Annotated in this window: 25 protein-coding genes; 12 read left to right on the forward strand and 13 right to left on the reverse strand. The window is 62.6% G+C overall.

Annotated elements, in window-relative coordinates; translation table 11 throughout:
- The first annotated feature begins 140 nt into the window (after window positions 1-140).
- The 4 genes from AC2ETI_RS05485 (at window position 141) to AC2ETI_RS05500 (ending at window position 5,122) form a co-directional block, all read left to right on the forward strand.
- The gene (locus tag AC2ETI_RS05485; RefSeq protein ID WP_021332494.1) at window positions 141-1,466 is read left to right on the forward strand and encodes a bifunctional o-acetylhomoserine/o-acetylserine sulfhydrylase; all 1,326 of its coding nucleotides are present in this window, start codon (window positions 141-143) and stop codon (window positions 1,464-1,466) included.
- Complete coding sequence (gene metX, locus AC2ETI_RS05490) at window positions 1,463-2,599, forward strand: homoserine O-acetyltransferase MetX (RefSeq protein ID WP_020906986.1); 1,137 nt, start codon at window positions 1,463-1,465, stop codon at window positions 2,597-2,599. The genes AC2ETI_RS05485 and metX overlap by 4 nt, the downstream gene beginning before the upstream one ends.
- Window positions 2,600-2,768: 169 nt before the next feature.
- A complete protein-coding gene (locus AC2ETI_RS05495) occupies window positions 2,769-4,547 on the forward strand; it encodes a DEAD/DEAH box helicase (protein WP_070386844.1) in 1,779 nt (592 codons plus the stop codon).
- Window positions 4,547-5,122 (forward strand): SWIM zinc finger family protein, encoded by a 576-nt coding sequence (locus tag AC2ETI_RS05500; RefSeq protein ID WP_020969123.1) that lies wholly within the window; start codon window positions 4,547-4,549, stop codon window positions 5,120-5,122. Before AC2ETI_RS05495 ends, AC2ETI_RS05500 begins: the two co-directional genes overlap by 1 nt.
- 5 nt (window positions 5,123-5,127) lie before the next feature.
- Here AC2ETI_RS05500 and AC2ETI_RS05505 read toward each other — a convergent pair whose 3' ends face one another.
- A complete protein-coding gene (locus AC2ETI_RS05505) occupies window positions 5,128-5,412 on the reverse strand; it encodes a DUF3017 domain-containing protein (RefSeq protein WP_003940740.1) in 285 nt (94 codons plus the stop codon).
- 5 nt (window positions 5,413-5,417) lie between these two features.
- Complete coding sequence (locus tag AC2ETI_RS05510) at window positions 5,418-6,275, reverse strand: bifunctional methylenetetrahydrofolate dehydrogenase/methenyltetrahydrofolate cyclohydrolase (protein ID WP_007727401.1); 858 nt, start codon at window positions 6,273-6,275, stop codon at window positions 5,418-5,420.
- Window positions 6,276-6,339: 64 nt separating this feature from the next.
- Here AC2ETI_RS05510 and AC2ETI_RS05515 point away from each other — a divergent pair, with 64 nt between their 5' ends.
- Complete coding sequence (locus AC2ETI_RS05515; protein ID WP_019747653.1) at window positions 6,340-6,819, forward strand: GNAT family N-acetyltransferase; 480 nt, start codon at window positions 6,340-6,342, stop codon at window positions 6,817-6,819.
- Window positions 6,820-6,850: 31 nt separating this feature from the next.
- Entirely contained in the window at window positions 6,851-7,126 is a 276-nt protein-coding gene (locus AC2ETI_RS05520) for a DUF1905 domain-containing protein (protein WP_070386843.1), read from the forward strand.
- A 6-nt stretch (window positions 7,127-7,132) separates the two neighbouring features.
- Here AC2ETI_RS05520 and AC2ETI_RS05525 read toward each other — a convergent pair whose 3' ends face one another.
- Together AC2ETI_RS05525 and AC2ETI_RS05530 are read right to left on the reverse strand one after the other, a co-directional pair.
- The gene (locus tag AC2ETI_RS05525; protein WP_003940770.1) at window positions 7,133-7,753 is read right to left on the reverse strand and encodes a pentapeptide repeat-containing protein; all 621 of its coding nucleotides are present in this window, start codon (window positions 7,751-7,753) and stop codon (window positions 7,133-7,135) included.
- A gap of 51 nt (window positions 7,754-7,804) precedes the next feature.
- Window positions 7,805-8,476 (reverse strand): DUF2510 domain-containing protein, encoded by a 672-nt coding sequence (locus AC2ETI_RS05530; RefSeq protein WP_259118910.1) that lies wholly within the window; start codon window positions 8,474-8,476, stop codon window positions 7,805-7,807.
- 136 nt (window positions 8,477-8,612) lie between these two features.
- Between AC2ETI_RS05530 and AC2ETI_RS05535 the strand changes: the two genes are divergently transcribed.
- Window positions 8,613-9,077: a tRNA (cytidine(34)-2'-O)-methyltransferase gene (locus tag AC2ETI_RS05535; RefSeq protein ID WP_019747649.1), complete on the forward strand. Its 465-nt coding sequence runs from the start codon at window positions 8,613-8,615 to the stop codon at window positions 9,075-9,077.
- A gap of 6 nt (window positions 9,078-9,083) precedes the next feature.
- Here the strand turns inward: AC2ETI_RS05535 and AC2ETI_RS05540 are convergent, their stop codons facing one another.
- The 3 genes from AC2ETI_RS05540 to AC2ETI_RS05550 form a co-directional block, all read right to left on the reverse strand.
- The gene (locus tag AC2ETI_RS05540; RefSeq protein WP_428691564.1) at window positions 9,084-13,268 is read right to left on the reverse strand and encodes a bifunctional nitrate reductase/sulfite reductase flavoprotein subunit alpha; all 4,185 of its coding nucleotides are present in this window, start codon (window positions 13,266-13,268) and stop codon (window positions 9,084-9,086) included.
- A gap of 180 nt (window positions 13,269-13,448) precedes the next feature.
- Window positions 13,449-13,661, reverse strand: a complete 213-nt coding sequence (locus tag AC2ETI_RS05545) for a hypothetical protein (RefSeq protein ID WP_080909699.1) — start codon at window positions 13,659-13,661, stop codon at window positions 13,449-13,451.
- Between the two features lie 6 nt (window positions 13,662-13,667).
- Window positions 13,668-14,831 carry an FAD-dependent oxidoreductase gene (locus AC2ETI_RS05550; RefSeq protein ID WP_483633639.1) on the reverse strand — a complete coding sequence of 388 codons (1,164 nt, stop codon included), beginning with the start codon at window positions 14,829-14,831 and terminating at the stop codon, window positions 13,668-13,670.
- Between the two features lie 75 nt (window positions 14,832-14,906).
- Between AC2ETI_RS05550 and AC2ETI_RS05555 the strand changes: the two genes are divergently transcribed.
- Complete coding sequence (locus tag AC2ETI_RS05555) at window positions 14,907-15,587, forward strand: TetR/AcrR family transcriptional regulator (protein ID WP_020906975.1); 681 nt, start codon at window positions 14,907-14,909, stop codon at window positions 15,585-15,587.
- Window positions 15,588-15,612: 25 nt separating this feature from the next.
- Here AC2ETI_RS05555 and AC2ETI_RS05560 read toward each other — a convergent pair whose 3' ends face one another.
- Window positions 15,613-16,524 (reverse strand): LysR family transcriptional regulator, encoded by a 912-nt coding sequence (locus tag AC2ETI_RS05560; RefSeq protein ID WP_019747644.1) that lies wholly within the window; start codon window positions 16,522-16,524, stop codon window positions 15,613-15,615.
- Between the two features lie 90 nt (window positions 16,525-16,614).
- On the opposite strand from AC2ETI_RS05560, the gene AC2ETI_RS05565 reads away from it, so the two are divergent.
- Together AC2ETI_RS05565 and AC2ETI_RS05570 are read left to right on the forward strand one after the other, a co-directional pair.
- Window positions 16,615-17,700 carry a TDT family transporter gene (locus tag AC2ETI_RS05565; RefSeq protein ID WP_044480105.1) on the forward strand — a complete coding sequence of 362 codons (1,086 nt, stop codon included), beginning with the start codon at window positions 16,615-16,617 and terminating at the stop codon, window positions 17,698-17,700.
- Between the two features lie 74 nt (window positions 17,701-17,774).
- Window positions 17,775-18,416, forward strand: a complete 642-nt coding sequence (locus tag AC2ETI_RS05570) for a dihydrofolate reductase family protein (RefSeq protein ID WP_029254966.1) — start codon at window positions 17,775-17,777, stop codon at window positions 18,414-18,416.
- A 50-nt stretch (window positions 18,417-18,466) separates the two neighbouring features.
- Here AC2ETI_RS05570 and AC2ETI_RS05575 read toward each other — a convergent pair whose 3' ends face one another.
- Window positions 18,467-18,775 carry a rhodanese-like domain-containing protein gene (locus tag AC2ETI_RS05575; RefSeq protein WP_019747641.1) on the reverse strand — a complete coding sequence of 103 codons (309 nt, stop codon included), beginning with the start codon at window positions 18,773-18,775 and terminating at the stop codon, window positions 18,467-18,469.
- 85 nt (window positions 18,776-18,860) lie between these two features.
- Here AC2ETI_RS05575 and AC2ETI_RS05580 point away from each other — a divergent pair, with 85 nt between their 5' ends.
- Both AC2ETI_RS05580 and AC2ETI_RS05585 read left to right on the forward strand, forming a co-directional pair.
- Entirely contained in the window at window positions 18,861-19,700 is an 840-nt protein-coding gene (locus AC2ETI_RS05580) for a CPBP family intramembrane glutamic endopeptidase (protein ID WP_031330946.1), read from the forward strand.
- 33 nt (window positions 19,701-19,733) lie between these two features.
- The gene (locus tag AC2ETI_RS05585) at window positions 19,734-20,624 is read left to right on the forward strand and encodes a poly(ethylene terephthalate) hydrolase family protein (RefSeq protein ID WP_060938826.1); all 891 of its coding nucleotides are present in this window, start codon (window positions 19,734-19,736) and stop codon (window positions 20,622-20,624) included.
- Here AC2ETI_RS05585 and AC2ETI_RS05590 read toward each other — a convergent pair.
- The 4 genes from AC2ETI_RS05590 to AC2ETI_RS05605 form a co-directional block, all read right to left on the reverse strand.
- Window positions 20,611-21,618 (reverse strand): zinc-dependent alcohol dehydrogenase family protein, encoded by a 1,008-nt coding sequence (locus AC2ETI_RS05590; RefSeq protein ID WP_483633640.1) that lies wholly within the window; start codon window positions 21,616-21,618, stop codon window positions 20,611-20,613. The two genes, AC2ETI_RS05585 and AC2ETI_RS05590, sit on opposite strands and share 14 nt — an antisense overlap.
- Window positions 21,619-21,675: 57 nt before the next feature.
- Window positions 21,676-22,446, reverse strand: coding sequence for a glucose 1-dehydrogenase (locus AC2ETI_RS05595; protein ID WP_019747637.1), 771 nt, complete (start codon window positions 22,444-22,446; stop codon window positions 21,676-21,678).
- Window positions 22,447-22,460: 14 nt separating this feature from the next.
- Window positions 22,461-22,808: a hypothetical protein gene (locus tag AC2ETI_RS05600; protein WP_007727425.1), complete on the reverse strand. Its 348-nt coding sequence runs from the start codon at window positions 22,806-22,808 to the stop codon at window positions 22,461-22,463.
- A gap of 216 nt (window positions 22,809-23,024) precedes the next feature.
- Complete coding sequence (locus AC2ETI_RS05605) at window positions 23,025-26,312, reverse strand: error-prone DNA polymerase (protein ID WP_387404208.1); 3,288 nt, start codon at window positions 26,310-26,312, stop codon at window positions 23,025-23,027.
- Window positions 26,313-26,418 lie beyond the last annotated feature (106 nt).

A 26,418-nucleotide genomic window follows, 5' to 3' on the forward strand; every position in this document is an offset into this window, starting at 1 on the left:
CAGGGACGGACCCCAGACCGGGCCGAGCCCCACGGAGGTAACTCAGTATGTGTCGCACTTGTAGATAGACCCCAGCACGGGGCGGCGATCCTTCGCCCCCGTCCGACATCTATCCGTCAGACCACTGGAGTGAACAAATCATGACCGACAACACAGCCGACGGCGCAGCAACTTCTGATCCGACCGCGAACTGGTCGTTCGAGACCAAGCAGGTGCACGCCGGGCAGACAGCGGACACCGCCACCAATGCGCGCGCTCTGCCGATCTACCAGACCACCAGCTACGTTTTCGACAGCACCGATCACGCTGCGGCACTGTTCGGCCTCGCCGAGCCTGGCAACATCTACACGCGGATCATGAATCCCACACAGGACGCCGTCGAGCAGCGCATCGCCGCCCTCGAAGGCGGAGTCGCCGCACTCCTCCTCTCCTCGGGTCAGGCTGCCGAAACCATCGCGATCCTCAACATCGCCGAAGCCGGCGACCACATCGTCTCGAGCCCGTACCTGTACGGCGGCACGTACAACCTCTTGCATTACACCCTTCGCAAGCTGGGCATCGAAGTCACCTTCGTCGAGGATCCCGACGATCTCGAGCAGTGGCGCGAAGCCATTCGCCCGAACACGAAGGCGTTCTACGGCGAGACGATCGCCAATCCCAAGAACCACATCCTCGACCTGCCCGGCATCTCGTCGCTGGCCCACGAGAACGGTCTTCCGTTGATCGTGGACAACACAGTCGCGACGCCGTACCTGCTCCGCCCACTCGAACACGGCGCCGACATCGTCGTTCACTCCGCCACCAAATACCTTGGCGGACACGGCACCGCGATCGCCGGCGTCATCGTCGACGGTGGCACTTTCGATTGGACGCAGGGTCGCCACACGAACTTCACGACGCCTGATCCCAGCTACCACGGCGTCACCTTCGCAGACCTCGGCGCGCCGGCATTCGCACTCAAGGCGCGCGTCCAACTGCTGCGCGATCTCGGCTCCGCAGTGGCGCCGTTCAACGCGTTCCTCATCGCGCAGGGCATCGAAACCTTGAGCCTGCGCATCGAGCGTCACGTGTCCAATGCACAGAAGGTCGCCGAATTCCTCGACGGCCACGGCGAGGTGGCCTCCGTTTCCTACGCGGGACTCCCCTCCTCGCCATGGTTCGAACGCGGAAAGCAGCTGACGCCCAAGGGAACCGGCGCCATCGTCACCTTCGAGCTGCCCGGCGGTATCGATGCGGGCAAGACGTTCGTCAACGCCCTGACGCTGCACAGCCACGTCGCCAACATCGGCGACGTTCGCTCACTCGTCATCCACCCCGCCTCGACGACACACTCGCAGCTCACCCCCGAAGAGCAGCTCGCCTCCGGTGTCACACCCGGACTCGTTCGCCTCGCGGTCGGCATCGAAGGAATCGACGACATCCTCGCCGATATCACCGTCGGCCTGGCTGCGGTGGCAAACTCGTGACCGTGAACGAATTGGAGCCCAGGATCGACCTCCTTCCCCCGCCCGACGGCCAGGTGGGGTTCGTCGACATCGGCGCCCTGGAACTCGAGAGCGGCGCGGTACTCCCCTCGGTTTCGCTCGCCGTTCAGCGGTGGGGTGAGCTGTCCCCGAACCGCGACAACGTCGTACTCGTCGAGCACGCACTGACCGGAGACTCACACGTCACCGGACCGATCTCCGCAAATCAGCCCTCCCCCGGTTGGTGGAACGGGATGGTCGGCGCCGGCGAACCGATCGACACCGGCGAATGGTGCGTCATCGCAACCAATGTCCTCGGCGGTTGTCGCGGCACGACCGGTCCCAGTTCACTGGCCGACGACGGCAAGCCGTGGGGCAGCAGGTTCCCGGAAATCTCCATCCGGGATCAGATCGCGGCGGAGAAGAAGCTCGTCGATCTCCTCGGGATCGGCCAGTTGGCCTCGGTAGTCGGCGGATCCATGGGCGGCATGCGCACCCTCGAATGGGCAGTTACCTACCCGGACAGCATTCGCTCCGCGTTGGTTCTCGCAACCGGTTCACGAGCCACTGCAGATCAGATCGGCACCCAGACGACGCAGATCGCTGCCATCGTCTCCGATCCGGATTGGCAGGGCGGTGACTACCACGGAACGGGGCGGGTACCTCGCGCCGGACTCGGCATCGCCCGTCGCATCGCGCACCTGACGTACCGCACCGAGTCCGAACTCGATGCGCGCTTCGAGAACTCCGCCCAGAACGACGAAAATCCTTGGAACGGTGGACGATACGCCGTCCAGAGTTACCTGGAACATCAGGCAGACAAGCTGGTCGACCGCTTCGACCCGAGCACGTACGTCCTCCTGACCGAGGCCATGAACCGGCACGACATCGGTCGTGGACGCGGCGGCGTTGCAGCGGCGTTGGCATCGATCACGGCGCCGGTCGTCGTGGGCGGCGTGGACTCGGATCGGCTGTATCCCCTTCGTTTGCAGGAGGAGATCGCGGACGGCATTTCGACGTGCACGGGCCTCGAGATTCTCAAGTCCAGAGACGGCCATGACGGCTTCCTGACGGAGGCGGACGCTGTCGCCGGACTGCTTCGCCGAACGATGGAGTTCGCACGCACGGCCCGCTGATCCCGCACAGAGGCACAATTTCAGGATCCGTCAATGTCGGGAAAACCACAGCTGATCTGCAGGTTTTCCCGACATTTTCATTGGCATACCTGAGCCGGCGCGGCTAGCATCGGCGAACGTGAATCAGCCATGCTCGACGCGCCTGCAGGCTACGTACATTCCCGAGCACATGTCCTTTGCGTTCTGGGGTGATACAGACCCGGCAGCGCGACTGTCGGTGCTGGGGATGCCGACGGGATCGCCGGGCATCTGCCGGCTGGCGATCCCGGCCGACGAGTCGATCACACCGACCGACGTCGCAGCGCAACTGCTCGACCTCGCCGCCGCGATCGACGCCATGCACACCCTCGATGCACGTCGCGACGACCTCGGACCGTCGTTGCTCGCATGGAAGCGCGTCATCGACACCGGCGCACATGACATTCCGACTGCAGCGCATGCCGCGATCGAGCGCGACGACACGAAAATCAGAAGCGCCCGGTCCACGGTGCGGTTGTTCACGGAAGCGCGCGCAGCCATCGAGAGTCTTCGCCGAGCAAAGATTCAGGCGACATTGCGCCCGTATCAAGTGCACGGAGTTGCCTGGCTGACTGCACTGTCGGGTTCGGGCGGTGGAATCCTCGCCGACGAGATGGGTTTGGGCAAGACACTGCAAGCGATTTCGATGATCGCGATCCGCGCCGACGACGGTCCACACCTGGTTGTGTGTCCCACCTCGGTCATCGGAAACTGGCGGCGCGAGATCGAGCGATTCGCTCCGCATCTGCCACTGCACGTTCATCACGGGACCGCTCGCGCACTTCCCACTCGTATTCCTGCCGGCACCACGGTGCTGACCAGCTACAGCGTCTTGCGTTCCGACGCAGACCAATTGGCCCCGATCCATTGGAGTTCAGTGGTCTTCGACGAGGCACAGCAGATCAAGAACCCCTCTTCCCTGGCAGCGAAGGCCGCAATGCAGTTGTCGGCCGACGTCAAGGTAGCGATGACCGGCACGCCGGTGGAGAACCGCCTCGAAGAATTGTGGTCGCTCTTTCGCGTCGCAAATCCTGAAGTCCTCGGAACTCGCGCACGGTTTCGTCAACGCTTTGCCGTACCGATCGAATCCGGTCGATCGGCCACCGCGGCGACCAGGCTTGCCGCGGTCATCGATCCGTTCATTCTGCGCAGAACCAAAGACACAGTGGCCAAGGATCTTCCGCCCAAGCAATTTTCCACCGTCTCGTGCACTCTGACGTCGGAACAGGCGCGCATCTATCGGTCTGCAGTTGCAGATGCTTTCGACACCGGTTTGGGTACGGGAATTGCCCGGCGCGGCAATATCCTTGCACTGCTGACCACCCTCAAGCAGGTATGCAATCATCCGGCGCAGGTCACCGGCGATACGGATGACCTCTACGGAAGATCCGGAAAGCTCGACCGCGCAACGGAAATGATCGCCGAGATCGTCGACGACGGCGATCGCGCGCTGATATTCACGCAGTACCGGACGATGGGCGAGATGCTCTCGCGGCACCTGGGCTCCGAGTTGGGAATCGGCGCAATCCCGTTCCTTCACGGCGGCCTGAACACCGACAAGCGCGACGCGATGGTCGACGCATTCCAGAACGACACGGATTCACCACCGGTTCTGATTCTGAGCTTGCGCGCCGCCGGCTTCGGCCTCAACCTCACGCGCGCAAGTCACGTCGTGCACTACGACCGGTGGTGGAACCCAGCCGTCGAGGATCAAGCAACCGACCGGGCACACCGCATCGGCCAGAAGCGCACCGTCAACGTCCACACCTTGGTGACGGGCGGTACCGTCGAGGATCACATCGCAGCGATGCACGAGTCCAAACGAGCTGTGGCCGATGCTGTTTCCGGGAACGTCGAGGCCGCCCTGGCCGATCTCCCTGACACCGAACTGCGTGAACTCCTCGAACTCGACGGCGCGGTGATCATCTGATGGCCAACGAATTCGGTGTCACCGCTTGGGGTCGAGCATGGCTGCGCACGGTGGAGCGGACTGCGGCATCCGGTCCGAACCCGTCCCTGCCGACGGCTCGTACCCTCGCACGCAACGGTTCCGTGGAGTTCACCGTGGTCTCATCGGGGACCGTCGTCGCGGAGGTGAGCACCAAAGCAAAAACCTCGTCGGTGACAATTTCTGTCCCGCTCTGGACCAAATCCGAAATCGCCGCAGTGAAGAGCCTTCTCCGTTCGGCGGGAAAGGCCAACAGATCCGTCTCCACCGGCGAACTGCCGGACAGCATCGTCACCGAACTGCAGGCTCGAAATATCGCAGTAGCCGTTGATCTTTCGGAGTGCACTGCCAGCTGCGACTGCTCAGGTCGACGCTCGCCGTGCGTTCACCATCTCGCCGCGATCTACGCCCTGGCCGGGCGAATCGACGAGGAACCTGCACTTGCGGTGACGCTGCGAAGTGCACCGGTCAAGGCTGGAAAGAAGTCGACATCCACAGATTCACCGGAGTGGATCCCCTTGAGTGATATCGATATTCGCTCGTTCTACGGGGACTGATCTTCTCAGTCGGTGCCGAGCGGATCGATGGTCAGGGCGAGCGTCGCGATCAACACACCCATCACACCCATCGCCGCAGTGTCGAAGACCCTTCCGCGCACCGCGAGCAACCCCACACGATTCTCGGGAACGAACCACCGAGCGGCAGCTCCGATGATGACGGCAACACCGAAGACGAGGGCGCCGCGACGCCACCGGTCGGCCAGCACGAGAACCACGGCCGCCGCGATCACGGCGAGGACCGCGAGCATGGGCAGATTCTTCTTCGCGAGGCCGACCAGTGAGGACATCGGACTCAGACTCCGGCCAGAACCCGCTCGGCGCGCTCGACCACGTTGGTGATCAGGAACGCGCGGGTCAGCGGTCCGACACCACCGGGATTGGGTGAGACGAAGCCGGCGACCTCGTTCACGTCGGCTGCCACGTCGCCGCGCAGGCCGTCGTCGGTGCGACTGACGCCGACGTCGAGGACCGCTGCTCCGGGCTTGACCATGTCTGCGGTGATGAGGCCGGGAACGCCGGCGGCAGCGACGATGATGTCGGCGCGGCGAACCTCGGCCGCGAGATCGCGGGTACCGGTGTGGCAGAGCGTGACCGTCGCGTTCTCGCTACGACGCGTCAGCAGCAATCCGATCGGACGACCGACCGTGACGCCGCGTCCGACAACCACCACGTGTGCACCGGCAATCGGGACCTCGTAGCGACGCAGAAGGTGGAGGATTCCACGTGGGGTGCACGGCAGCGGGGCTTCCTTGCCCAACACCAGTCGACCGAGGTTGACCGGATGCAAGCCGTCGGCATCCTTGTCGGGGTCGATACGCTCGAGGGCCGCGTTCTCGTCGAGGTGCTTGGGGAGCGGCAACTGCACGATGTAGCCGGTGCACTCGGGATTGGCATTGAGCTCGTCGATCGTCGCGTTGAGCTGTTCCTGCGTGATGTCGGCAGGCAGGTCGCGTCGCAAAGAATTGATACCGACCTTGGCGCAGTCGTTGTGCTTGCCGCGCACGTAAGCCGCGGATCCCGGGTCGTCGCCCACCAGGATGGTGCCCAAGCCGGGTGTGATGCCCTCTGCCTTCAGAGCGCTCACCCGCACCTTCAGGTCTTCGAAGATTTCGTCGCGGGTAGCTTTGCCGTCGAGGATCGTTGCAGTCACGGCGACCATTGTTCCAGGTTAGGGTCGATGAGTGACAACGGCTCCGGAACTACGCGGCCCGAGGGTGCTCCTCTCCCCTGTCGCGCCCGATCATCACGCCCGTCTGCGGGCAATTCACCTGCACCCGGACGTCGTGCAGTGGTGGCAAAATCCCGACGACGACTGGCCTGCAGCGCCGGAGGCCGGCACCACGCGCTACAGCATCTTCTACGGCGACCACCTGATCGGCTTCATCCAGTGGTACGAGGCGGAGGACAACCCCGACTTCCGCCACGCCGGGCTCGACTTGTTCCTCGATCCAGACTTTCACAGCCAAGGGTTCGGTCGCGAATCGATTCGCGTGCTGTGTGCCCACCTGATCGACGACCTCGCATTCCACCGTCTGGTCATCGACCCGGAAGTCGACAACTCCGTCGCCATCGCATGCTACCGATCGGTGGGGTTCAAAGACGTCGGGGTGATGCGCGAGTACTCGCGAGATCGCCATGGTGTGTGGAAGGACGGACTGCTGATGGATCTGCTCGCACGGGAATTCATCCGCTGATCACAAGGTACGACCCGGAGGGACAGTCATCATGTTGCTGGACAAGGAATTCACGGCCACCTTGCAGAAAAGTGACGCCAAGGGTGGGTGGACCTACGTGATCTGGCCGGAGTCCGCCGAGTTCTTCGGCACCCGCGGCCTGGTCAAGGTACGCGGGACGATCGACGGACATCCGTTCCAGAGTTCGTTCATGGCGCTGGGAGACGGCAACCACAAGCTGCCGGTCAAAGCCGATCTTCGCAAAGCCATCGGCAAGGAGACCGGCGAGAGGGTGACAGTGCGCCTCGAGGAGCGCGTGGAGAGCTAGGCGCCTCTACTTCATGTCGACGACAAGACCGTGCGCCGACGCATAAGCCACCGCCTGCATCAACTCGATCTGCGCGTTTCCGACGGATGCGGACGTCCACAGGCTCGGATCGATCCGCGCGCCGCGCAGATCTGCACCTTCGAGTTTGAGTCCACCCGTACGAGCACCGGACAGATCCGCCGACGCCAGGACCGCGCCCCGCATGTCGGCCCGAACCAGGTTCGCTTCACGGAATCGGCATGAGGTGAAGTCGATCTTCCTCAGGTCCGCTCCACCGAGTGAGGTCAACGAGAAGTCGACTTCGTCGAGCGTCAACGGCCGGATACGGCAACCGTCGAACGTCGACCCGAGCAGACTGCAGTTTCGGAACGTGCTGTGCCACAGGCTGGTCCGAGCAAAATTGCAGGAGCGAAACGCCGTTCCCGTGTGCACGGACTCCCCCAGATCGGTGCCGGTGAAATCACAATCCGTGAACACCACCGACTCCGTCGTGAGTCCGGTGAGGTCGGCATCTCGGAAATTGCAATTGGTGAAAGTGCGCTGACGCCACTTCTGCCCGGCCAGCCGCGCGTCTGAATAGTCTTCGCCGACGACGTCGTCGGATTCTTCGGGGAGCATGCCGTCCATACTGCCCCGCCGCACCGACACCGGTTCAGCGCCCCTGATGGCGGCGGACAATCAGCCGGCCGACACCCAGCGATCTCGTCCGTCGCTACCAATCCCACACACCATGGGAGTGCCCTTCTTTGTCACGCCTGTCGCTCCAGGTGACGAGCAGAATGATCCCGGATTCACCGTTCCTCCCGACGGTTTCGGGGGAACGTAGACGGGTTCCGTTGTCTTCGGCGGCGTGTACGCCGGGGCGGGCGGAACGTACGGCGTAGTCGTGGTTACCGGAACCTGCGGAACCAGCGGCACGATTGCCACGGTTGTCGTCGTTGGTGGCGGCACGATCGTTGTCGTCGTCGGCAAGAGGGACGAAGTCGTGGTCTTCGTCGTCGACGGGACCGTGCTTTTGGTTGTCGTCGCCGCCGCTGTCGTAGAAGAGGTCACAGCAGGCGTCGTTGATTCTTCCGACTTGCCCGCGCCCGTCGCCGCGGCGATGGCAACCAGCCCCACGACTGCTGCGCCGGCGATCCACGGCCACTTACGCCGCGTCTTGCCTTCCTCGGCGTTTGCGTCCGGCACCGGCGAACCGGGAGCACCGAAGACCTGGGTGGGAGTGCCGAAGGCTTGAGTGGGTGCGTCGACGCCCTTGGGCCGTGTCTGTGCAGTCCACTGCTGACCGTCCCAGTAACGGTCGATCGTGGGGTCGAAGGGGTCGGGGTTCCAACCGGCGGGAGGGTTCATCAAAATGTCCGTTCTGCGAAGAGTGCCGGAAATAGATTCGCACGGACTGGCCGGTTTGTTACCAATTCGCCCACACTTCCCGACCGGTCTTCTCACGGACGCGGGCACCGATACGACGCCCGGTACAGTTCCTCGAGTGTTCCGAGTGATGTTCCACGAGCCCCGCATCCCACCCAACACCGGAAACGCGATCCGCATGGTCGCGGGCACCGGTTGCGAACTCCACCTGGTCGGCCCTCTCGGGTTCGACTTGTCGGAGCCGAAACTCAAGCGCGCAGGCTTGGATTACCACGATCTGGCGACTGTCACGGTCCACGAGAACCTTGCTGCGGCGTGGGAAGCCGTCACCCCCGCGCGCGTGTTCGCCTTCACCGCGCACGCGACCACGTCCTATGCCGATATCGCCTACCAACCCGGCGACGTCCTGCTGTTCGGGCCAGAACCCACCGGACTGTCCGAAGAAGTATTGGCGGACGAACACATCACCGAGCGCCTGCGTATCCCGATGCTTCCCGGACGCCGGTCCCTCAACCTGTCCAACGCTGCCGCCCTCGTGACGTACGAGGCGTGGCGTCAGCACGGGTTCAAGGGCGCCGTCTGATCGACGTCAGTAGACGTCTCGGACGTACCGCTTCTCGGCCGAGAGAGCCTTCACGTACGCCTCCGCACTACGAGGTGCCAGTTTTCCGTGTTGAGCGACCACCCCGTTGAGGGCACTGTCGACGTCCTTGGCCATCCGGTTGGCATCGCCGCAGACGTAGAAGTGGGCGCCCTTCTGCAACCACTCCCACAGCAGCGCACCGCGCTCACGCATCCGGTCCTGCACGTAGACCTTGTCGGCTTGATCCCGGGAAAATGCGAGGTCGAGTTCGGTGAGGAATCCGTCTTTCCGCAATTCTTCGATTTCTTCGCGGTAGTAGAAGTCGGTCGCGGCGTGCTGTTCCCCGAAGAACAGCCAGTTCGGGCCCGTGTGCCCCAATGCCCGACGCTCATGCAGGAAGGCACGGAACGGCGCGATGCCGGTTCCCGGACCGACCATGATCATCGGGGTTTCGGGATCGGACGGTGGCCGGAAATGGGTCGACTTCTGCACGAAGATGCCGATGTCATCATCGTGGGCGTGGTCTGCGAGGTAGGTCGAGCACACCCCACGCCGTGGGACACCCGCGACGTTGTAGCGCACCGCGGACACCGTCAGCTGCACTTCGCGTGGGTTCTCCTTCGGACTGGAAGATATCGAATACAGCCGCGGCTGAAGCGGTTTGAGGAGGGAGAGCCATTCGTCCGTCGAGGCACGAACGGGCGACTGCGCAAGTACGTCGACGGACTGTCGTCCCCACGACCAGTCTTTGAGCGTGGAGATGTTCTCCGGCTTCATCAACTCGGCGAGGTCTGCGTCGCGAGTTCGTTGATGCACGAACCGAATCATCTCGCTCGAGATTCGAGTGATCTCCAGGCGTTCGGTGAGCGCGGTACGCAGGGTCATATCGCCGTGCTGCCCCAGTTCGACGACCTCCTCACCGTCGAGGCCGGTGAGGGTGAGCCACTCGTCGACAAACGGAGAGCTGTTTCGGGGCCAGACTCCGAGAGCGTCGCCGGCTTCGTAACTGACCGTGTCGTCCGGAAGGTGAAAGCCCAACTGCCGCACGTCTTTGGAAGAGCCTGGCCGGTTGAGCACGACATTGCGCGTCAAGGCTGTGGTCAGCGGGGCCTTCTTGTTGTACTGCAGCGGCGCCGACATCGTCGGTGAAATCGGCTTGGCCGCAACGGTTGTCCCAGAATTCTTCTTTGCAACGACGACGTCGGCCGTCTCACCAGCCGCCGAGCGCTGAAGTTCAGCCGTGACAGAGTCCAGCCATCCAGCAGCGGTGTCCTCGAAATCGGGCTCACAGTCGGCGCGATCGACGATACGACTGGCCCCCAGTTCAGCAAGACGGGCGTCAAGCTTTCGTCCATGCCCACAGAAGTCGTCATAGTTCGAGTCACCGAAAGCGATTACTGCATAACGTGTCTCGTCCATGCGGGGCGCCGTGCCAGCAGCCAACGCATCCCAGAAACCGCTGCCGTTGTCCGGGGATTCGCCGTCACCGGAGGTACTGGTGATCAGCAGGACCTCCCGGGTAGCCACCAGGTCGGCGGCCGGGAACTCGTCCATTGCATGCATCACCACGGGCAAGCCAACTTCCCCGAGACGAGCAGCGCAGGCGGCGGCGAATTCTTCCGCGTTTCCGGTCTGCGATGCCCACAGCACCACGATCGGCGCGCGTTCTGGCGCAATGCCCGGAGCCGAGGACAACGCGGGCCCGTCGGTGTCAGGGAGCGCGGTTCGCGAGTACAGGCCGGCCAGTACCCCGTCGACCCACATCCGCTTTTCGGCGTCGAACGGCGCCGTCGACGGCAACGTCGGGACCCCGGCAGTGCGATCCGCGTCCGCACGCAACGCGGCGAGAAGACCGGCCAGGTAGCTCTGCTGGAGCGCATCGAATACCACTGCAGGTGTTCCTGTTTGACCGATGACATCCGCGAGGACATCGGTTCGCGACAAAGCCCGATCAGCTGGCGCGGAAGCCACCAGCGGCGCCTCGGCGAGCACTGTTTCAGGTGTGTTCACGGCGACCTTCGTCATAGTGACAGCACAGGCTTTGAACTCCGGTTGCTGCGAGGCTGGATCGATGGCGTCGTTGGTGACAGCGTTGATGGACAGATATTCGCCGAAGGCGTCGTTCCAGTGAAATGGGGCAAAGCAGTTCCCCGGACGCACTCGGTCGGTGATGACGGCCGGTAGCACAGCGCGACCGCGGCGTGAGGCAACCTCGATCGCATCCTGGTCGACGACGCCGAGCCTGGCGGCGTCGTCGGGATGGATCTCGACGAAGGGACCTGGGTTGAGTTTGTTCAGCTTGGCGACCTTGCCTGTCTTGGTCATGGTGTGCCACTGGTGCGCGAGACGACCGGTGTTGAGCAGGAATGGATAGTCGTCGTCGGGCATTTCGGCGGGAAGCATGTGCGGCCGTGCGAAGAACATCGCACGGCCAGTGGCGGTGGGAAATGCGAGCCGCGGAGTGCTGCCGTCCTCGCGGATCAGGAGCCTTTGACTGACACCGTCATTGACGTATCGGATGGGATGACGGTCCTGATCACTGTCTGGTGGGCACGGCCACTGGATTGATGTCTTGCGGAGGCGCTCGTAGGTGACGCCGCGTAAGTCGTAGCCGGTCTTCGGATTCCAGAACTGCTTGATCTCTTCGAACACCTCTTCGGCACAGGTGTAGGTGAACGCCTCGGCATACCCCATCTCGCAGGCGATCCGGGCGATGATCTGCCAATCAGGCAGCGCCTGCCCGACCGGATCCAGTGCCTGCTGAAAGAGCGTCAGGTTGCGTTCGGAATTGATCATCACTCCGTCGGACTCTGTCCACAGTGACGCGGGCAGCAGAACATCGGCGTATTCGTTAGTCTCGGTGCCCAGGAACGCATCCTGGGTGATGACGAGGTCAGCCTTCTCCAAGCCGTCGATGACGGTCTTGCGGTTGGCTACCGTTGCAACGGGATTGGTGCAGATGATCCAGCATGCCTTGATGTCACCCGCCGCCATGCGGGAGAACATGTCGATGGTGCCACCGCCGATGTCGGTGCGCAGCGAGCCTTGCGGGATCCCCCACCTCTCCTCTACGAATTCGCGATCGGCGTCGACCATCACGGCGCGCTGGCCGGGCAAACCTGGACCCATGTAGCCCATTTCACGCCCACCCATGGCGTTCGGCTGCCCGGTCAGCGAGAACGGACCGCTGCCGGGCTTGCAGATCGCACCGGTCGCAAGGTGAAGGTTGCAGATGGCGTTGGTGTTCCACGTGCCGTGGGTGCTCTGGTTCAAACCCATTGTCCAACAGCTCATCCAGTTTGCAGCCTCACCGATCCACTGCGCTGCAGTGCGGATGTCGGCCTCGGGGATACCGGTGATCTCACTGACCTTCTCCGGGGTGTACTCCGCGAGGAAACTGGGCATCACCTCCCAGCCTTCGGTGAAGTCGGCGATGAAGTCAGGGTCGGTGTGGCCGTTCACCACGAGCAGGTGGAGTAGTCCGTTGAGTAGCGCGAGATCGGTGCCGGGAGCGATCTGCAGGAACAAGTTCGCCTTGTCGGCGGTGGCACTGCGTCGAGGGTCGACGACGATCAACTTCGCGCCTGCCTTGATCCGCTCCTGCATCCGCAGAAAGAGGATCGGATGGCAGTCCGCCATGTTCGCGCCGGTCACGAAGAACACGTCGGCGTGTTCGAAGTCCTGATAGGAACCGGGCGGTCCGTCGGCCCCGAGAGACTGTTTGTACCCGGTGCCGGCACTCGCCATGCACAACCGGGAGTTCGATTCGATCTGATTGGTCCCGATGAATCCCTTGGCCAGCTTGTTCGACAAGTACTGGGCTTCGAGAGACATCTGCCCGGACACGTACAACGCAAATGCGTCGGGGCCGTGCTCGTCGATGATTGCCCGTAGACGCTGGGCGGTGTCAGTGATGACGGCGTCCATGTCCGCGGCTTCGATCGCATCCCCTCGGTGCGGACGGCGATATGCAGAGTCCATTCGCCCCGGACCTGCGAGCATGTCTGCGGTCGTGGTCCCTTTGGTGCACAGACGCCCGAAGTTGGTGGGATGTGTCTTCAGACCGGAAGACTTCGCAGCCTTCCGGCGTCCCGTCTCCGGATCGGTGATGATGTCGAGGACAAGACCACAGCCGACCCCGCAGTACGCGCAGAGTGTGTCGACACTGGTGGTGGTGAGTTGAGCGCCCATCGATTCATGCATCCCTTCGACCGAGGATCAAGGTCGACTTCTATCTTCGGATGCAGTTGTTTCGGGAGTTCATGCTCGATGTTGCGTATCAATCACTCTTTCCTCACCGCGCCCTTCGGACCGATGTGCGGTCCCGGAATCGGCGGTCGTCGACGGGCAGCGATACGCGAATGCCCAGTTCTACGCCCTGCCGCCGAATCGAGCGATGTAGTGCCAGACCTTTTTGACGTCCTGCGGATCGAAGGACGCACTCCGTGCGAGCCCCAGTACGGCAGGCGTCAGTCGCCTGCCGCGGGCAATTTCTCGGGCAAGGTCGACGACGGTCGCTCCCCGGTATTCGGGATGTTCGGCTATCTCTTCGACATCGACCGCGTAACCGTCGTGCCACAGCACTGCCCATTATCCGGATACGGAAGCAGCGCCGGTGAAGAAGTCGACCAGTGAATACGGTGCGCCTTCACCGAGGCAGAGATCAAGGATCACGTGCGAGTCAGCGGCCTCGGATGCACTGCGCACGAACATCGCTTCCTCGTAGCCGCTCAGTGCCGCTTCGATGTCGTCCGGGTGCGCGGCGATCGCCCTTCCCAGTTCGGCGCCGTCGAACATGGCCAAGTTCGCACCCTCACCAGACGGCGCCATCAGATGTGCCGCGTCACCGAGGAGCGTCACCCCAGGCACGCGATCCCATCGGTGCTCGTCGGGAAGAGCATGGATCGCGCGCGGAATCGGAGCGGTTTCGCCGTCTGTGATCAGGTCAGTGAGTTCCGTTGCCCAACCGTCGAACTCGGCCGCGACCCGCGCTGTCGCAGCAGCGGCGTCGGTGAAATCGATACCGGCAAACCACTCCGCCGTACGGTTCAGCTGGACGTAGGTGTGCACGATGTCCCCCGCCTCTCGATGCGCGGCGATCGCTTTTCCTGGTGCGGGCGCGTACATCGCCCCGTCACCGACTGCCTCGGCTGCAGCCGAATGCTTCTCGTCGACGTCGTACAGATACGTCTCGACGAACGTGGTGCCGACGTATTCGGGCTTCGCATCGGAGAGCAAGGGGCGGATCTTCGACCAGGCACCGTCGGCGCCGACGAGGAGGTCGGTAGTCACCGTCGAACCGTCGGCAAAGGTCAGTTCGTGTCGGCCGTCAGCGCGCTCGTCGGCAGTGTTCCGTGAGCCGAGCGAGCGGACACTGTCGACCTTGCGTCCCCATTCGATCGTGCCGTCCGGAAGGGATTCGAGCAGGATCCGTCGGAGGTCTCCGCGCAGCACTTCAGGACGGACTCCCGTGCCGTCATCGGGTTCGTCGAGGAGTACAGCGGCGTGTTGATCGAGTACGCGCGACGCGGCACCGCCCTCGTGGATGATCGCGCGGAACTCGTCGATGAGGCCGGCAGCATCGAGCGCCGCCTGACCGTTGAGTTCATGGATGTCGAGTTGGCCGCCCTGCGTGCGAGCTTCTGCCGACGGTTCCGCCTCGTAGATCTTCGACGGAATTCCGTGAACGTGGAGGACGCGCGCGAGGGTCAGACCGCCGAGGCCCGCCCCGATGATCGTTATCGAGTTGCTCATGTTTGTTTCCTTTCAGCCTTCTATTGGAACGTCGTTCCAGTGACCATCTTGGAACGGCGTTCCAGATATGTCAAGATGGTGCGCATGGCGACCAGGAATCAGCGGACCGAACGACGTACGGACGCGCTCTCGAAGGAGCGAATCGTCGAGGCTGCGATCGAGATCCTCGACGACGAGGGCGAAGCTGCGCTGACATTTCGCGCACTCTCCGCACGCCTGGCAACAGGTAGCGGGGCGATTTACTGGCACGTTGCCAACAAGAGCGAACTGCTCGCCGCGGCGACCGACGACGTCATCGCCCGCGTGACCACCGAAGGAACCGAAAGCGCAACCCCACGGGAGGCGATCCGGATCATCACTCTCGGTGTGTTCGACGCGATCGACGCGCACCCGTGGGTCGGCACCCAACTCTCTCGCGAGCCGTGGCAATCAGCGGTGATGCAGATCTTCGAGAGTCTGGGAGGGCAACTCCAAGCACTCGGCGTTCCCCAACCGGCACAGTTCGATTGTGCGTCCGCACTCCTGAACTACGTGCTCGGCCTCGCCGGACAGTATGCCGCGGGGGCCCGCCTCCTCCCCCGCGAGACAGATCGGTCCGCCTTCCTCGCCACCGTCGCGCAGCGGTGGGAAGAACTCGATTCCGCGAAGTACCCGTTCCTCAATCAGGTGACGGCGCAATTGCGCGACCACGACGACCGAGAACAGTTTCTGGCAGGCATCGATCTCATCCTCGCGGGGATCGACACCGTCCGATAGCAGCCGTTCCCGTCAGCCGCAGCCGTCAACGCGAATGAACAGCGGTATTGGAGCCGAGCGCTATGTCGAGGAAATCTCTTGCCGCACCGCGCAATCCGCGATCGGGATCCCAGACGGCTTGGAGTCGCCTCGGCATCCGCAAGCCGTCGACGTTGACCGCGACCAGTCGGCCGTCCGTCAGGTCGGCAGCAACGGCCAACGACGACAGAACGGCGGGCGCGTTGCCTGCCACCACCGCAGCCTTGACTGCGGTGCACGAGGTGAGCTCGAGCAACGGCGGCACACAATCGGGAACAGCATTCTCGAGCGTCAGACGCGTCCCTGACCCTGACTCGCGCTGAATCAGCGGCGTGCGTGCGAGGTCCGCAACCGGAACAGGCACACCATTGGCCCAGTCGTGTCCCGGCGGCACAACCACGACGAGGTGATCACGCGCCACCTCGCACGACGCGAGCGCCGACGGCACATCCGGACCTTCGACGAATCCGATATCGGCCTGGCCTGCCTGCACTTGAGCAGAGACATCCGAGGAATTGTGCAAGCTCACCGACGCCACGACGTTGGGGAACTTGTGCCGCATCGCGACCGTCCATCCGGGAACCAGATACTCGGCGATGGTCATGCTGGCCGCGACGGTGACGGCAGCGTCGCGTTCACCGCGAAGTGCGGCAACTCCCGATGCCATTTCCTCGGCACTGACGAGGATGTGACTTGCCCACTCGAGAATCAGACCGCCCTCGGCGGTGGGACGAACACCGGTCGCCGCTCGATCGAAAACCTTGATTCCGAGCTGCCGTTCGACCGAACGCACCCGGGCGCTGACCGCTTGCTGACTGAGTCCGTGCTCCCGGCCGGCAGCACCCATGCTGCCTAGACGCCCTACGGAAAGCAGGACGTCGAGGGCACTGAGTTCCGGCACCCGAGGAGACAACGACATAGACCCAGATTAGACCCACAAGGCGAGATTGTGGGCATTCAAGGACAACCGGTCTACCGGTACGAACCGGATGAGACGACAGTGAAATACATGACCACCACAACGAGTCCCACCTTCGCCCACATCACCCCGAACTGGTTCGCGGCAGCGATGGGAACGGGAATCGTCTCGGTGGCCGCAGCTTCGCTCGAACCGGAGATCGAAGGCTTGAAGCTGGTCTCGGAAATCTTCTGGGTTCTGGCGGTTCTCGTACTGTGCGCCTTGATCGGCGCATTTGCCACCCATTGGTCACAACATCGATGTCAGGCCCTCGCCTACCTGCACAGTCCCGCGATGTTCCCGTTCTACGGAGCCGTCGCCATGGCCCTACTGACCGTGGGATCGGCAACCGGCATCACCGGGCCGGACTTCCTCGGCCACGACGTGGCGATCACCGTCTCGCTGACTCTGTGGATACTCGGCACGGCACTCGGCCTGGTCACCTACGTCGTGATGATGATTCGTCTCGTTCGAGATGCTGGGATGGCGACGGCAATGCCCTTCTGGCTCATGCCCGTCGTACCTCCGATGGTCTCGGCCACCACCGGCGCAGCGGTCAGCACCCACATGCCCGAAGGCGCTCCGCGCATCGCGGTACTGATCTTCTGCTACATCCTGTTCGCTCTGGCACTGACCGCCGCTATCGGCATTCTGATAGCCGTCGCAAGGCAGTTCGCACGCAACCGCTCGGCCGGCGTCGACGTGATCCCGTTCAATGCCATTCCCTCGCTGTGGATTCCGTTGGGCGTGATCGGACAGTCGATCGCAGCATCCAACCTGTTGGCCGCCGCCTCACGGCATGCACTCAGTACCGAGCACGCCGACACCCTGCACGAATTCGGAATCGCATACGGAACCGTCGTCGGAATCATCGGCGTCATCGCATTTGTCACCGTCACCACCGTGACCATCCACGCACTGCGCCGCGGCTTGGACTTCTCGCTCGGTTGGTGGAGCTTCACCTTCCCCATCGGAGCATGTGCAGTCGGAGCGAATGCCTTCGGAGTCGCCACCGGTTCGACACTGATTCTGGGAATCGCACTTGCCCTGCTGACCGTGCTGATCCCCATCTGGGCAACCGTCGCGGTGCGGACCGTCCGATCGATCCGCAGTGGAGCTCTTCCCGCGGCTGCATGAATTGGCACCGATGAGTTTTGCCTCGCCGTACGGTCTGTACTCACGTAGACCATTGTCGAGAGCGGGAGTACATGGTGAGTCAGTTATTACGAGTACAGAATTTCAGCGTTTCCAGTGACGGAATAGCCTGCGGTCCGGACCAAAGCTTCGAGAGCCCGTTCGGCCTGGACCACGGTGAAATGTTTGCGTGGGCGGGAGCTACAGCGAGCTGGCCCAATCGCACCGATCCCGGCGGCAGCCGAGGCATCGACGACTATTTCACGCGGGACTTCTCCAACAACATCGGTGCCGAAATCATGGGCCGCAACAAATTCGCACCATACCGCGGCCCTTGGGAGAATCTCGAGTGGCAGGGGTGGTGGGGCGACGAGCCACCGTTCCACACCCCGGTTTTTGTCTTGACCCACCACGTGCGGCCGTCGTTCACGCTATCGGACACGACATTCCACTTCGTCAACGCTGACCCGGCGACGGCCCTCGAGCAGGCACGTGAGGCAGCGCAGGGCAAGGACGTTCGACTCGGCGGCGGGGTCAGCACTATCCGTGAATTCCTCGACGCCGATCTGGTCGACACGATGCACATCGCTGTCTGCCCGATCGAATTCGGATCCGGTCTACGCCTGTGGGAGACACCTGATGAGTTGCGCGACCGCTTCAACCTCGAAATCGTGCCGAGCCCGAGCGGCGTGACGCATCACCTGTTCTGGCGAAAGTGACCGGTGGGAGGGCGGCTCCCGAAACGGGAACTGCCCCCATCAGTTGTGTCTTAGGCTCCAGTCTCGACCTGGCGCCCCGACTGGTACCACGCCATTGTTCCACCGGCCACCGAAACGGCATTGATGCCACGGGCCTGCAGATACTCCGCGGCCTGCAGGCTACGGCCACCGACGGCGCAGATGATGTACACCGTTTCCGCGTCCGGAATTTCACCGACGCGAGAGACGAATTCGCTGAGCGGAATGAGCGCCGCACCGGGAACTCGGACCTGAGCGAACTCGTCGGGCTCACGGACGTCGATCAGCGGCTCACCTGCCGCCAATGCCGTGTCCAGTGCATTCAAGTCGACTTCCAACATGTCTTCTGCGTCCTGCCTTCGTGTTCGCTGCTGTCCGAATAGACGGTACCGCGTGATTTCGTGTGGTTGCCTTTACGATCTGACAATGACCAATACTGTTCCCGAAAAGTCGGGTTTTTGGAGTCGACCCACTTTGTGGAAGTTGCTCCTTCTCATCGTTGCCTATTTGGTCTTCTACCTTGCCGCCGGGCAGGTGATCTCGCGTGTTTTCGCCGACCAGATCGACACGGACAACGTGGTCTCGAGTGCCTCGAGCATCATCTTCGGCGTCATGTTGCCCATCGCGATCGGTGCAGTTGCGTTGCTGATCTTCACGGTCAAGGTCGGCTGGCTCAGCAGTATCTTCGGTCCTCAACCGGTACGCGGACGCGGCTGGATGTGGATCGGGCCGATTATCGTCGTTGCCGCCATCGCTGCCCACCTGGCCGGAACCGACTGGAGCGCGTGGTCGGCCGGCGAAATCGTCTCGTTGATCGCCCTCGGTGTATGTGTCGGTCTCGCAGAGGAATTGGTCACCCGAGGTATTGCAGTGAAGATGCTTCGTGATGCCGGCCACCGAGAACGCTTCGTCGCTGTTGTGTCGTCCCTACTATTCGCACTCATGCACACGGTGAACTTCATCGCGGGAATGGAACTGGCAACAGTCCTTGCCACCGTCGTCTACACCTTCGGATTCGGAATGTGCATGTACTTGACCATGCGCGTGACGGGCACGATCTGGGCCGCAATCGTGTTGCACGGCCTCACCGACCCCACCACCATTCTCTCGACCGGCGGGCTCGACACCTCGGTGACGACGGGTGCCAGCGGAGCCACCACGATCGCCACACTGCTCACTGTCGTGCTGGTCGCCTTCGGCGTAGTTGCCATCTTCTTCATCCGCGGCCGGGTCGGCGAAGAGCAGCCCACGCGCGTCTCGGCCTGACTGATCGCATGGGTACAAGACATACTTGTACCCATGCCTTCTCGGACCACACATTCGATCACCGTCGTGACCGCATCTTTTGTTCTGGCACTATCGGGCGCCGTCACACACGCCAGTGCGGGGGTTCCGGCCGCTCCCGAAGCCGCGACTACCGAATCCATCGCATCGGAGTCGATCAGCGATCTGTACGCAGCCCAGGGTGCGCACGAGGTGGCGGCCGACTCGGTTCCCGGATACCAATTGTTCTACCCAGCCGACTTGTCCGCTGATGGCAAGCGGCATCCCGTCATCACGTTCGGCAACGGCAGCTACGCGACGTTCGAAGAGTACGAGGCCCTCCTCCGACACTTTGCATCGTGGGGTTTTGTTGTTGTGGTGGCCGACAGCAGTGTGACCGGCGACGGTACTGAAATCTTGGGTGCCGCTCAGTACCTCGTCGATCAGAACACCAACGCTGAGAGCATTTTTCACCAGAGGATCGATACCGACAACATCGCCTCAGTCGGACACTCCCAGGGGGCAGGTGGCGCGATCAACGCTGCAACGCAGTCGGCGAATCTGATCACCGCCACTGCGGTGCTCGACCTGCCGGACCCGTGGTGGGCTTCGCGACCTGTCGATGTCGTCGACGTGGCGAAGTTGACCGGGCCGACGTTCTTCATGACCGGCGCCGACGATCCGGTCTCCACCGCCGATCCACAAGCTGAGTACTTCGACAAAACCGCAGCACCGGCGGTCCGGGGCAGACTACTTGGCGTCGGCCACAATTGGGCCGCCGACGGCGAAGGATTCCGGGGTTACCTGACCGCGTGGCTGAGGTTCGCCCTCAGCGGCGACCAGACTGCCGGACGTGCGTTTGTCGGCGACTCGGCGGAAATCCTCACCGATCCCCACTGGGACCGGCAAGCGATCAAGGGTTTGTGATGACGATCTTGCCGTAGGCCTGCCCGGATTTCTGCTGCTCGAACGCCTCGGCAAGATTGTCCAGACGGTACGACGAATCGATGACGGGACGAAGCGCGAGGCTCTCCAGCCCTGCAACCATCTCCTCCTGATGTGCACGACTGCCCACCAGAACACCTTCGATGGTGACCTGTTTGGTCAGTAGCGAAGTCAGGTCGATCGACGACGACGGGCCGTTCATGATGCCCAGCGCGCAGATCCGGCCACCTGGTCGGACTGCCGACAGAGATTGACCGAGGGTGGACGGCCCGCCCACGTCGAGCACAAGGTCGATCCCGCCGCTGAGCCGCATCGCTTCCGATCCCCAGTCCGGGCGCTCACGGTAGTTGACCACGTGATCGGCACCGAGCTCGGTCAATCGAGCCATCTTGTCGGGAGCCGACGAGGTTGCGATCACCTGAGCTCCAGCAGCTTTGGCAAGCTGGACGGCAAACAGCGCTACCGTGCTGGTCCCGGGAATCAACACCGACGAACCTGGGATGATCGGGACGCCGGCAAACAATGCACGCCACGCGGACAAGCCCGCAGTGGGCAAGGTAGCGGCTTCTTCGTACGTGTAGTTTCGCGGCATCGACGTCACTGCCGATACCGGCACGGTGACGGTGTCACGGGCGAACCCGTCGACGCCGTCACCGGGTGAATTTCCGAATCCGTCGAAATCCGGTGCACCGCTGCGCCAATGCGGCAGATAGGTGCTCATCACACGGTCCCCGACCCCGAACTGTGTGACGCCGTCGCCGACGGCAACTACCTCGCCCGCTGCGTCGGACAAGAGAATGCGAGGGCCGTCGGTCGGTATCTCGCCGGTCGCCACGAGGTAGTCGTGGTGGTTGAGCGAATTCGCGCGGATCGCGATCGTCACCTCACCCGCACCTGGCGCTGGCGTCTCGATCGTCCTCAAGTCGAGGTTGTTCAATCCTCCAGGCGGAAGTACGTATACAGCGCGGTTGGTCATGGTGTGGATCCTCGCACGATTGACGATTTCGGGTGACGTTCGGAAAGGTTCTGCTGCTCAAAGGAGAGAAGCCGTGAACCCTCCGTCGAGAACCAGGCTGCTGCCGTTGCACCACGACGACTGGTCGCTCGCAAAGAACACTGCGGCGGCGGCGACTTCCTCGGTCCGGCCGTAGCGGGTTTGCTTCGTGACCATCAGGTCGTCGAAGCCGCCGGACTCGAGGCCGAGTGCGTTCTCGAAATCCTGTTGGTGACTCTTGACCAGGTCTGTGTCGATGAATCCGGGTAGCAGGGCATTGGCTCGGATTCCGTGGAAGCGAAGTTCGGCTGACAGGGTTTCGGTGAGATTGCGAACTGCTGCTTTGGCGGCGGCATAGCTACCGATCAACGGCGACCCGGTGGTCGACGAGATCGACGAGATGTTCACGATCGAACCGCCTCCGGATGCGACGAGCGCGGGTAGCGAATGACGGACGGTCAAGAACACTCCATCGAGGTTGACCGACATGACTTTCCGCCAGTCCTCGAACGAGGTCTCGATCAGCGGAGTCGTGGTGGCGATGCCGGCGTTGGGTACTACGACGTTCAGTCCGCCGAACTCGTCGACCGCCCTGGCGACGAGATCCTTGACCTGCTGTTCGTCGGTGACATCAGTGGTGACAGCGATAGCTCCGTCGATCGAGTCCGCCACTGCCTGTGCTGCGTCACCGTTGATGTCGGAGACTACGACGCTCGCGCCCTCCGCCCCGAATGCCCGGGCAATGGCGGCGCCGATTCCGGCACCTGCGCCGGTGACAATTGCAACTTTGTTCGCGAGAAGATCGGACATGTCAGCGTTCCCCTTCAGTTCTCGGTCGGGACGTAGAAAAGCAATTCGGGTCCGGTGTCGCCGGTAGTCGCGATGGCCTCGGACATGTCGAGAGTCCCGTCGCCCAAAGCACTTCCCAACGCCTGCGCCGTGCCCGCGAGATCTTCCGTGTCGAGTTGATAGATGCTCAGGTAGCGGCGCGCGGGCAATGCATCCTCGGGCAGCAACTGCACATCCGCCAGGAAGAATCGGGAGGCGGAGACAACTCCAGGCACTCGTTCGACGACCTGCGGAATATGCACGTCGTCGTACCAGCGGTTGAACGCGTCCTCCGAAGACGGATCGGCAGGGTGTACGTGTGCGACGAGAATCGCTGTGCTCATGGAGTTCCTCTTCAACTCGAAGTGCTTTGGATTCAGCATGTTTGGAAGGCGACAATATTCACCAGCGAGGCCACTGGTCGTGGCCGTGCCAGGCGATTCGATGGCCGCTCAAGCGACAACCCTAGGCAGGGATTGTGACCCGCGCCATATGCTCGGAGGTCAGAGTTGAGCTCCACATTTGTCCTCTCGGCACAAAACTCCGAGCAGAATCGGGCATTAGCGAAAGTCTCGCGACTTGGCTGTGACTCGCAGATCCATCAGCTGCATCCGGTCTGCCACGACAGTGACAGCGCCTTCCGCATTTTGCACCTTTCCTCGAATAAGCAACGCCGGCGCCGTATTTGCCAGTTTTCGGTACTTTGCCCACAACCCCACCGAACACACGACATTGACCATGCCGGTTTCGTCTTCGAGGTTGATGAACGTGACGCCCGCAGCTGTGGCCGGACGCTGCCGGTGTGTGACCGCTCCCCCTACCAGCACACGGTCGCCGTCCGGGATGTCGAGCAGCCTCGAAGCCGGCACCACGCCGAGCGCGTCGAGCTGTGGGCGAAGAAACTGTGTCGGATACGTGTCGGGAGATACTCCTGTCGCCCAGACATCCGCTGCCGCCAATTCGACGTCGCTCATGCCGGGAAGGGTGGGAGCTGTGACCGACGCACCGATACCGGGCAAGCGGTCCGGACGCTCCCCTGCCGCAGCGCCCGCGGCCCACAGCGCTTCTCTACGCGAGATGCCGAAGCTGGCAAGCGCGCCGGCAGTCGCCAACGATTCAGCTTGCGCGGTAGTCAGTTCCACCCGACCGGTCAGATCGAGAAACGACGTGAACGGTCCACCGAGGTCGCGCTGTTCGACAATTTTCTCGGCGAGCGCATCGCCGATGTTGCGCACTTCCCCCAGTCCCAGCCGAACCTCGAATCCACCTGCCTCGACGGTGGCATGCGCGAGGCTGACATTGATGTCTGCACCGTGTACCTGCACTCCGTGCCGGCGCGCATCGGCGACCAGGGACTGTGGTGAGTAGAAACCCATCGGCTGCGCTCGCAGAAGCCCGGCACAGAACGCGGCGGGGTGATGAAGCTTGAACCACGAGGAGTAGAAGACCAGTGCGGCAAAACTCTGTGAATGACTTTCCGGAAACCCGAAATTAGCGAATGCGTACAGCTTTTCGTAGATTCGGTCGGCAACCTCGTCGCCGATGCCATGTAGGTCTCGCATGCCCTGGTACAGCCTCGCTCGCAGTTGCTCCATCTTCTCGGTGGAACGTTTCGATCCCATTGCCCGACGCAATTGATCGGCCTCGGACGGCGTGAAACCCGCAACGTCGACGGCCATCTGCATCAACTGTTCCTGAAACAACGGAACCCCCAATGTGCGTTCGAGTGCCTTCTCGAGCGACGGATGGTCATAGGACACAGGTTCGAGTTTGTTGCGCCGGCGGATGTACGGATGGACTGATCCGCCTTGAATCGGCCCGGGACGGATGAGCGCGACTTCGACCACCAGGTCGTAGAAATTTCGAGGCTTCAGACGCGGCAGTGTCGCCATCTGCGCACGTGATTCCACTTGGAACACCCCTACCGAATCTGCCCGCTGCAACATCTCGTACACCGCTGTTTCCGACAGATCGAGATGCGCCAAATCGACTGTGATGCCTTTGTGTTCGGCCACCAGATCCATCATGTAATGCAAAGCCGAGAGCATGCCGAGCCCGAGTAGATCGAACTTGACCAACCCAGCGGCAGCACAATCGTCCTTGTCCCACTGCAGGACACTGCGATTGGCCATCCGCGCCCACTCCACCGGGCAAACGTCGGCGATGGGACGATCACAGATGACCATTCCGCCGGAGTGGATACCGAGGTGCCGTGGATAGCCTTCGATCTGCGCCGCCAGTTCGAGTACCGGACGCGGAATATCGGTATCCGCATTCTTGTCGATACCACCCCACCGGCCGACCTGCTTACTCCACGCATCTTGCTGGCCCTGCGAAAAGCCAAGCGCGCGGGCCATGTCCCGCACCGACGACTTTCCTCGATAGGTGATGACATTGGCTACCTGCGCGGCATACGTACGCCCGTATTTCGCGTACACGTGCTGGATCGCCTCTTCCCGGCGATCCGACTCGATGTCCACGTCGATATCCGGTGGGCCGTCGCGCTCGGGCGCAAGAAACCGCTCGAACAGCAATTTGTTGCGAACCGGATCGACGTTGGTGATGCCGATCGCGTAACACACCGCAGAGTTCGCAGCGGAACCCCTTCCCTGACAGAGGATGTCGTTGTTCTTGCAGAACGACACGATGTCATGCACGACCAGGAAGTATCCGGGAAAGTTCAATCCCTCGATGATGGCAAGTTCATGTTCGAGCTGTTTGTATGCCTTCGGTGCACCTTCCGGGGGTCCGTAGCGTTCCAGCGCCCCGACCATGGTCAGCTCACGCAACCACGACGCCTCGGTATGCCCGGCAGGAACGTCGAACGGTGGCAATTTGGGCGCGATGAGCTTGAGATCGAAAGCGCACTCACGACCAAGATCGGCGGCACCACTGACAGCCTCGGGATAGAGCGAGAACAGCGTCGCCATCTCCGCGCCGGACCGCAGGTGTGCTCCGCCGGTCGGAGCCAACCATCCAGCTGCCTCATCCAAGCTTTGACGCGCCCGCACAGCTGCCATTGCCATGGCGAGGCGTCGACGCGGAGGAGCGGCGAAGTGTGCGGCGGTGGTCGCCACCGTACGTAGTCCACGTTCTCTCGCCAGTTCTGCAAGAACGGCATTGCGCTCGTCGTCCTCCGCCAACCCATGATGAGTGAGCTCCACCGACACTCGCTCCGCCCCGAAACGCTCGACCAGATCCTGCAAGGCCTCCGTCGCGGCTTCGCGACCACCCGACGTCAAGGCTTGCCGCACATGACCTTTGCGGCACCCGGTCAGGATCTGCCAGTGCCCACCGGCGGCTTCGGTCAGCGCGTCGTAGTTGTACTGCAGTTTGCCCTTCTCACCGCCCGCCAGATGTGCGGCGGCTATCTCCCGCGAAAGACGGCGATATCCTTCCTGCCCACGGGCAAGTACCAGAAGATGCGTTCCACCGGGATCTGCCGTCCCAGTTCTGGGTACCGAATCGAGCGACAACTCGGCCCCGAACACGGTCCGCATTCCCCATTCACGCGCAGCCTCCGCAAACCTCACCACGCCGTAGAACCCGTCGTGATCGGTGACGGCAATCGCCTCGAGCCCGAGACGCACAGCTTCCTCGACCAGTTCTTCCGGCGGTGATGCGCCGTCGAGGAAGCTGAAGGCCGAGTGAGCGTGCAGTTCTGCGTAAGGAACCACGCCGGTGCCACGAGTGAGTTCGCCTGCGTGATACTCGCCGCGCTTTCGTGACCAGGCGGGACTGTCACTTCCGTCGCCCGGGAACAAATCCTCGTGTTCCACGCGGCCTGGCCGTCCGGACAGCACCCGTTCCATCTCGGACCACGTCGGCGGCCCATTTCCCCAACCCACACTGACCTCGCACCTGATCGAGCCGGCCGTCACGGGACGACCGACTGCTCGAGGATGCCGAAAGGGAAGACGCACCACATGCATCGAACTGATGTTCGATGCAGAT

This window comes from Rhodococcus sp. MurmanLake-1 (assembly GCF_056945715.1).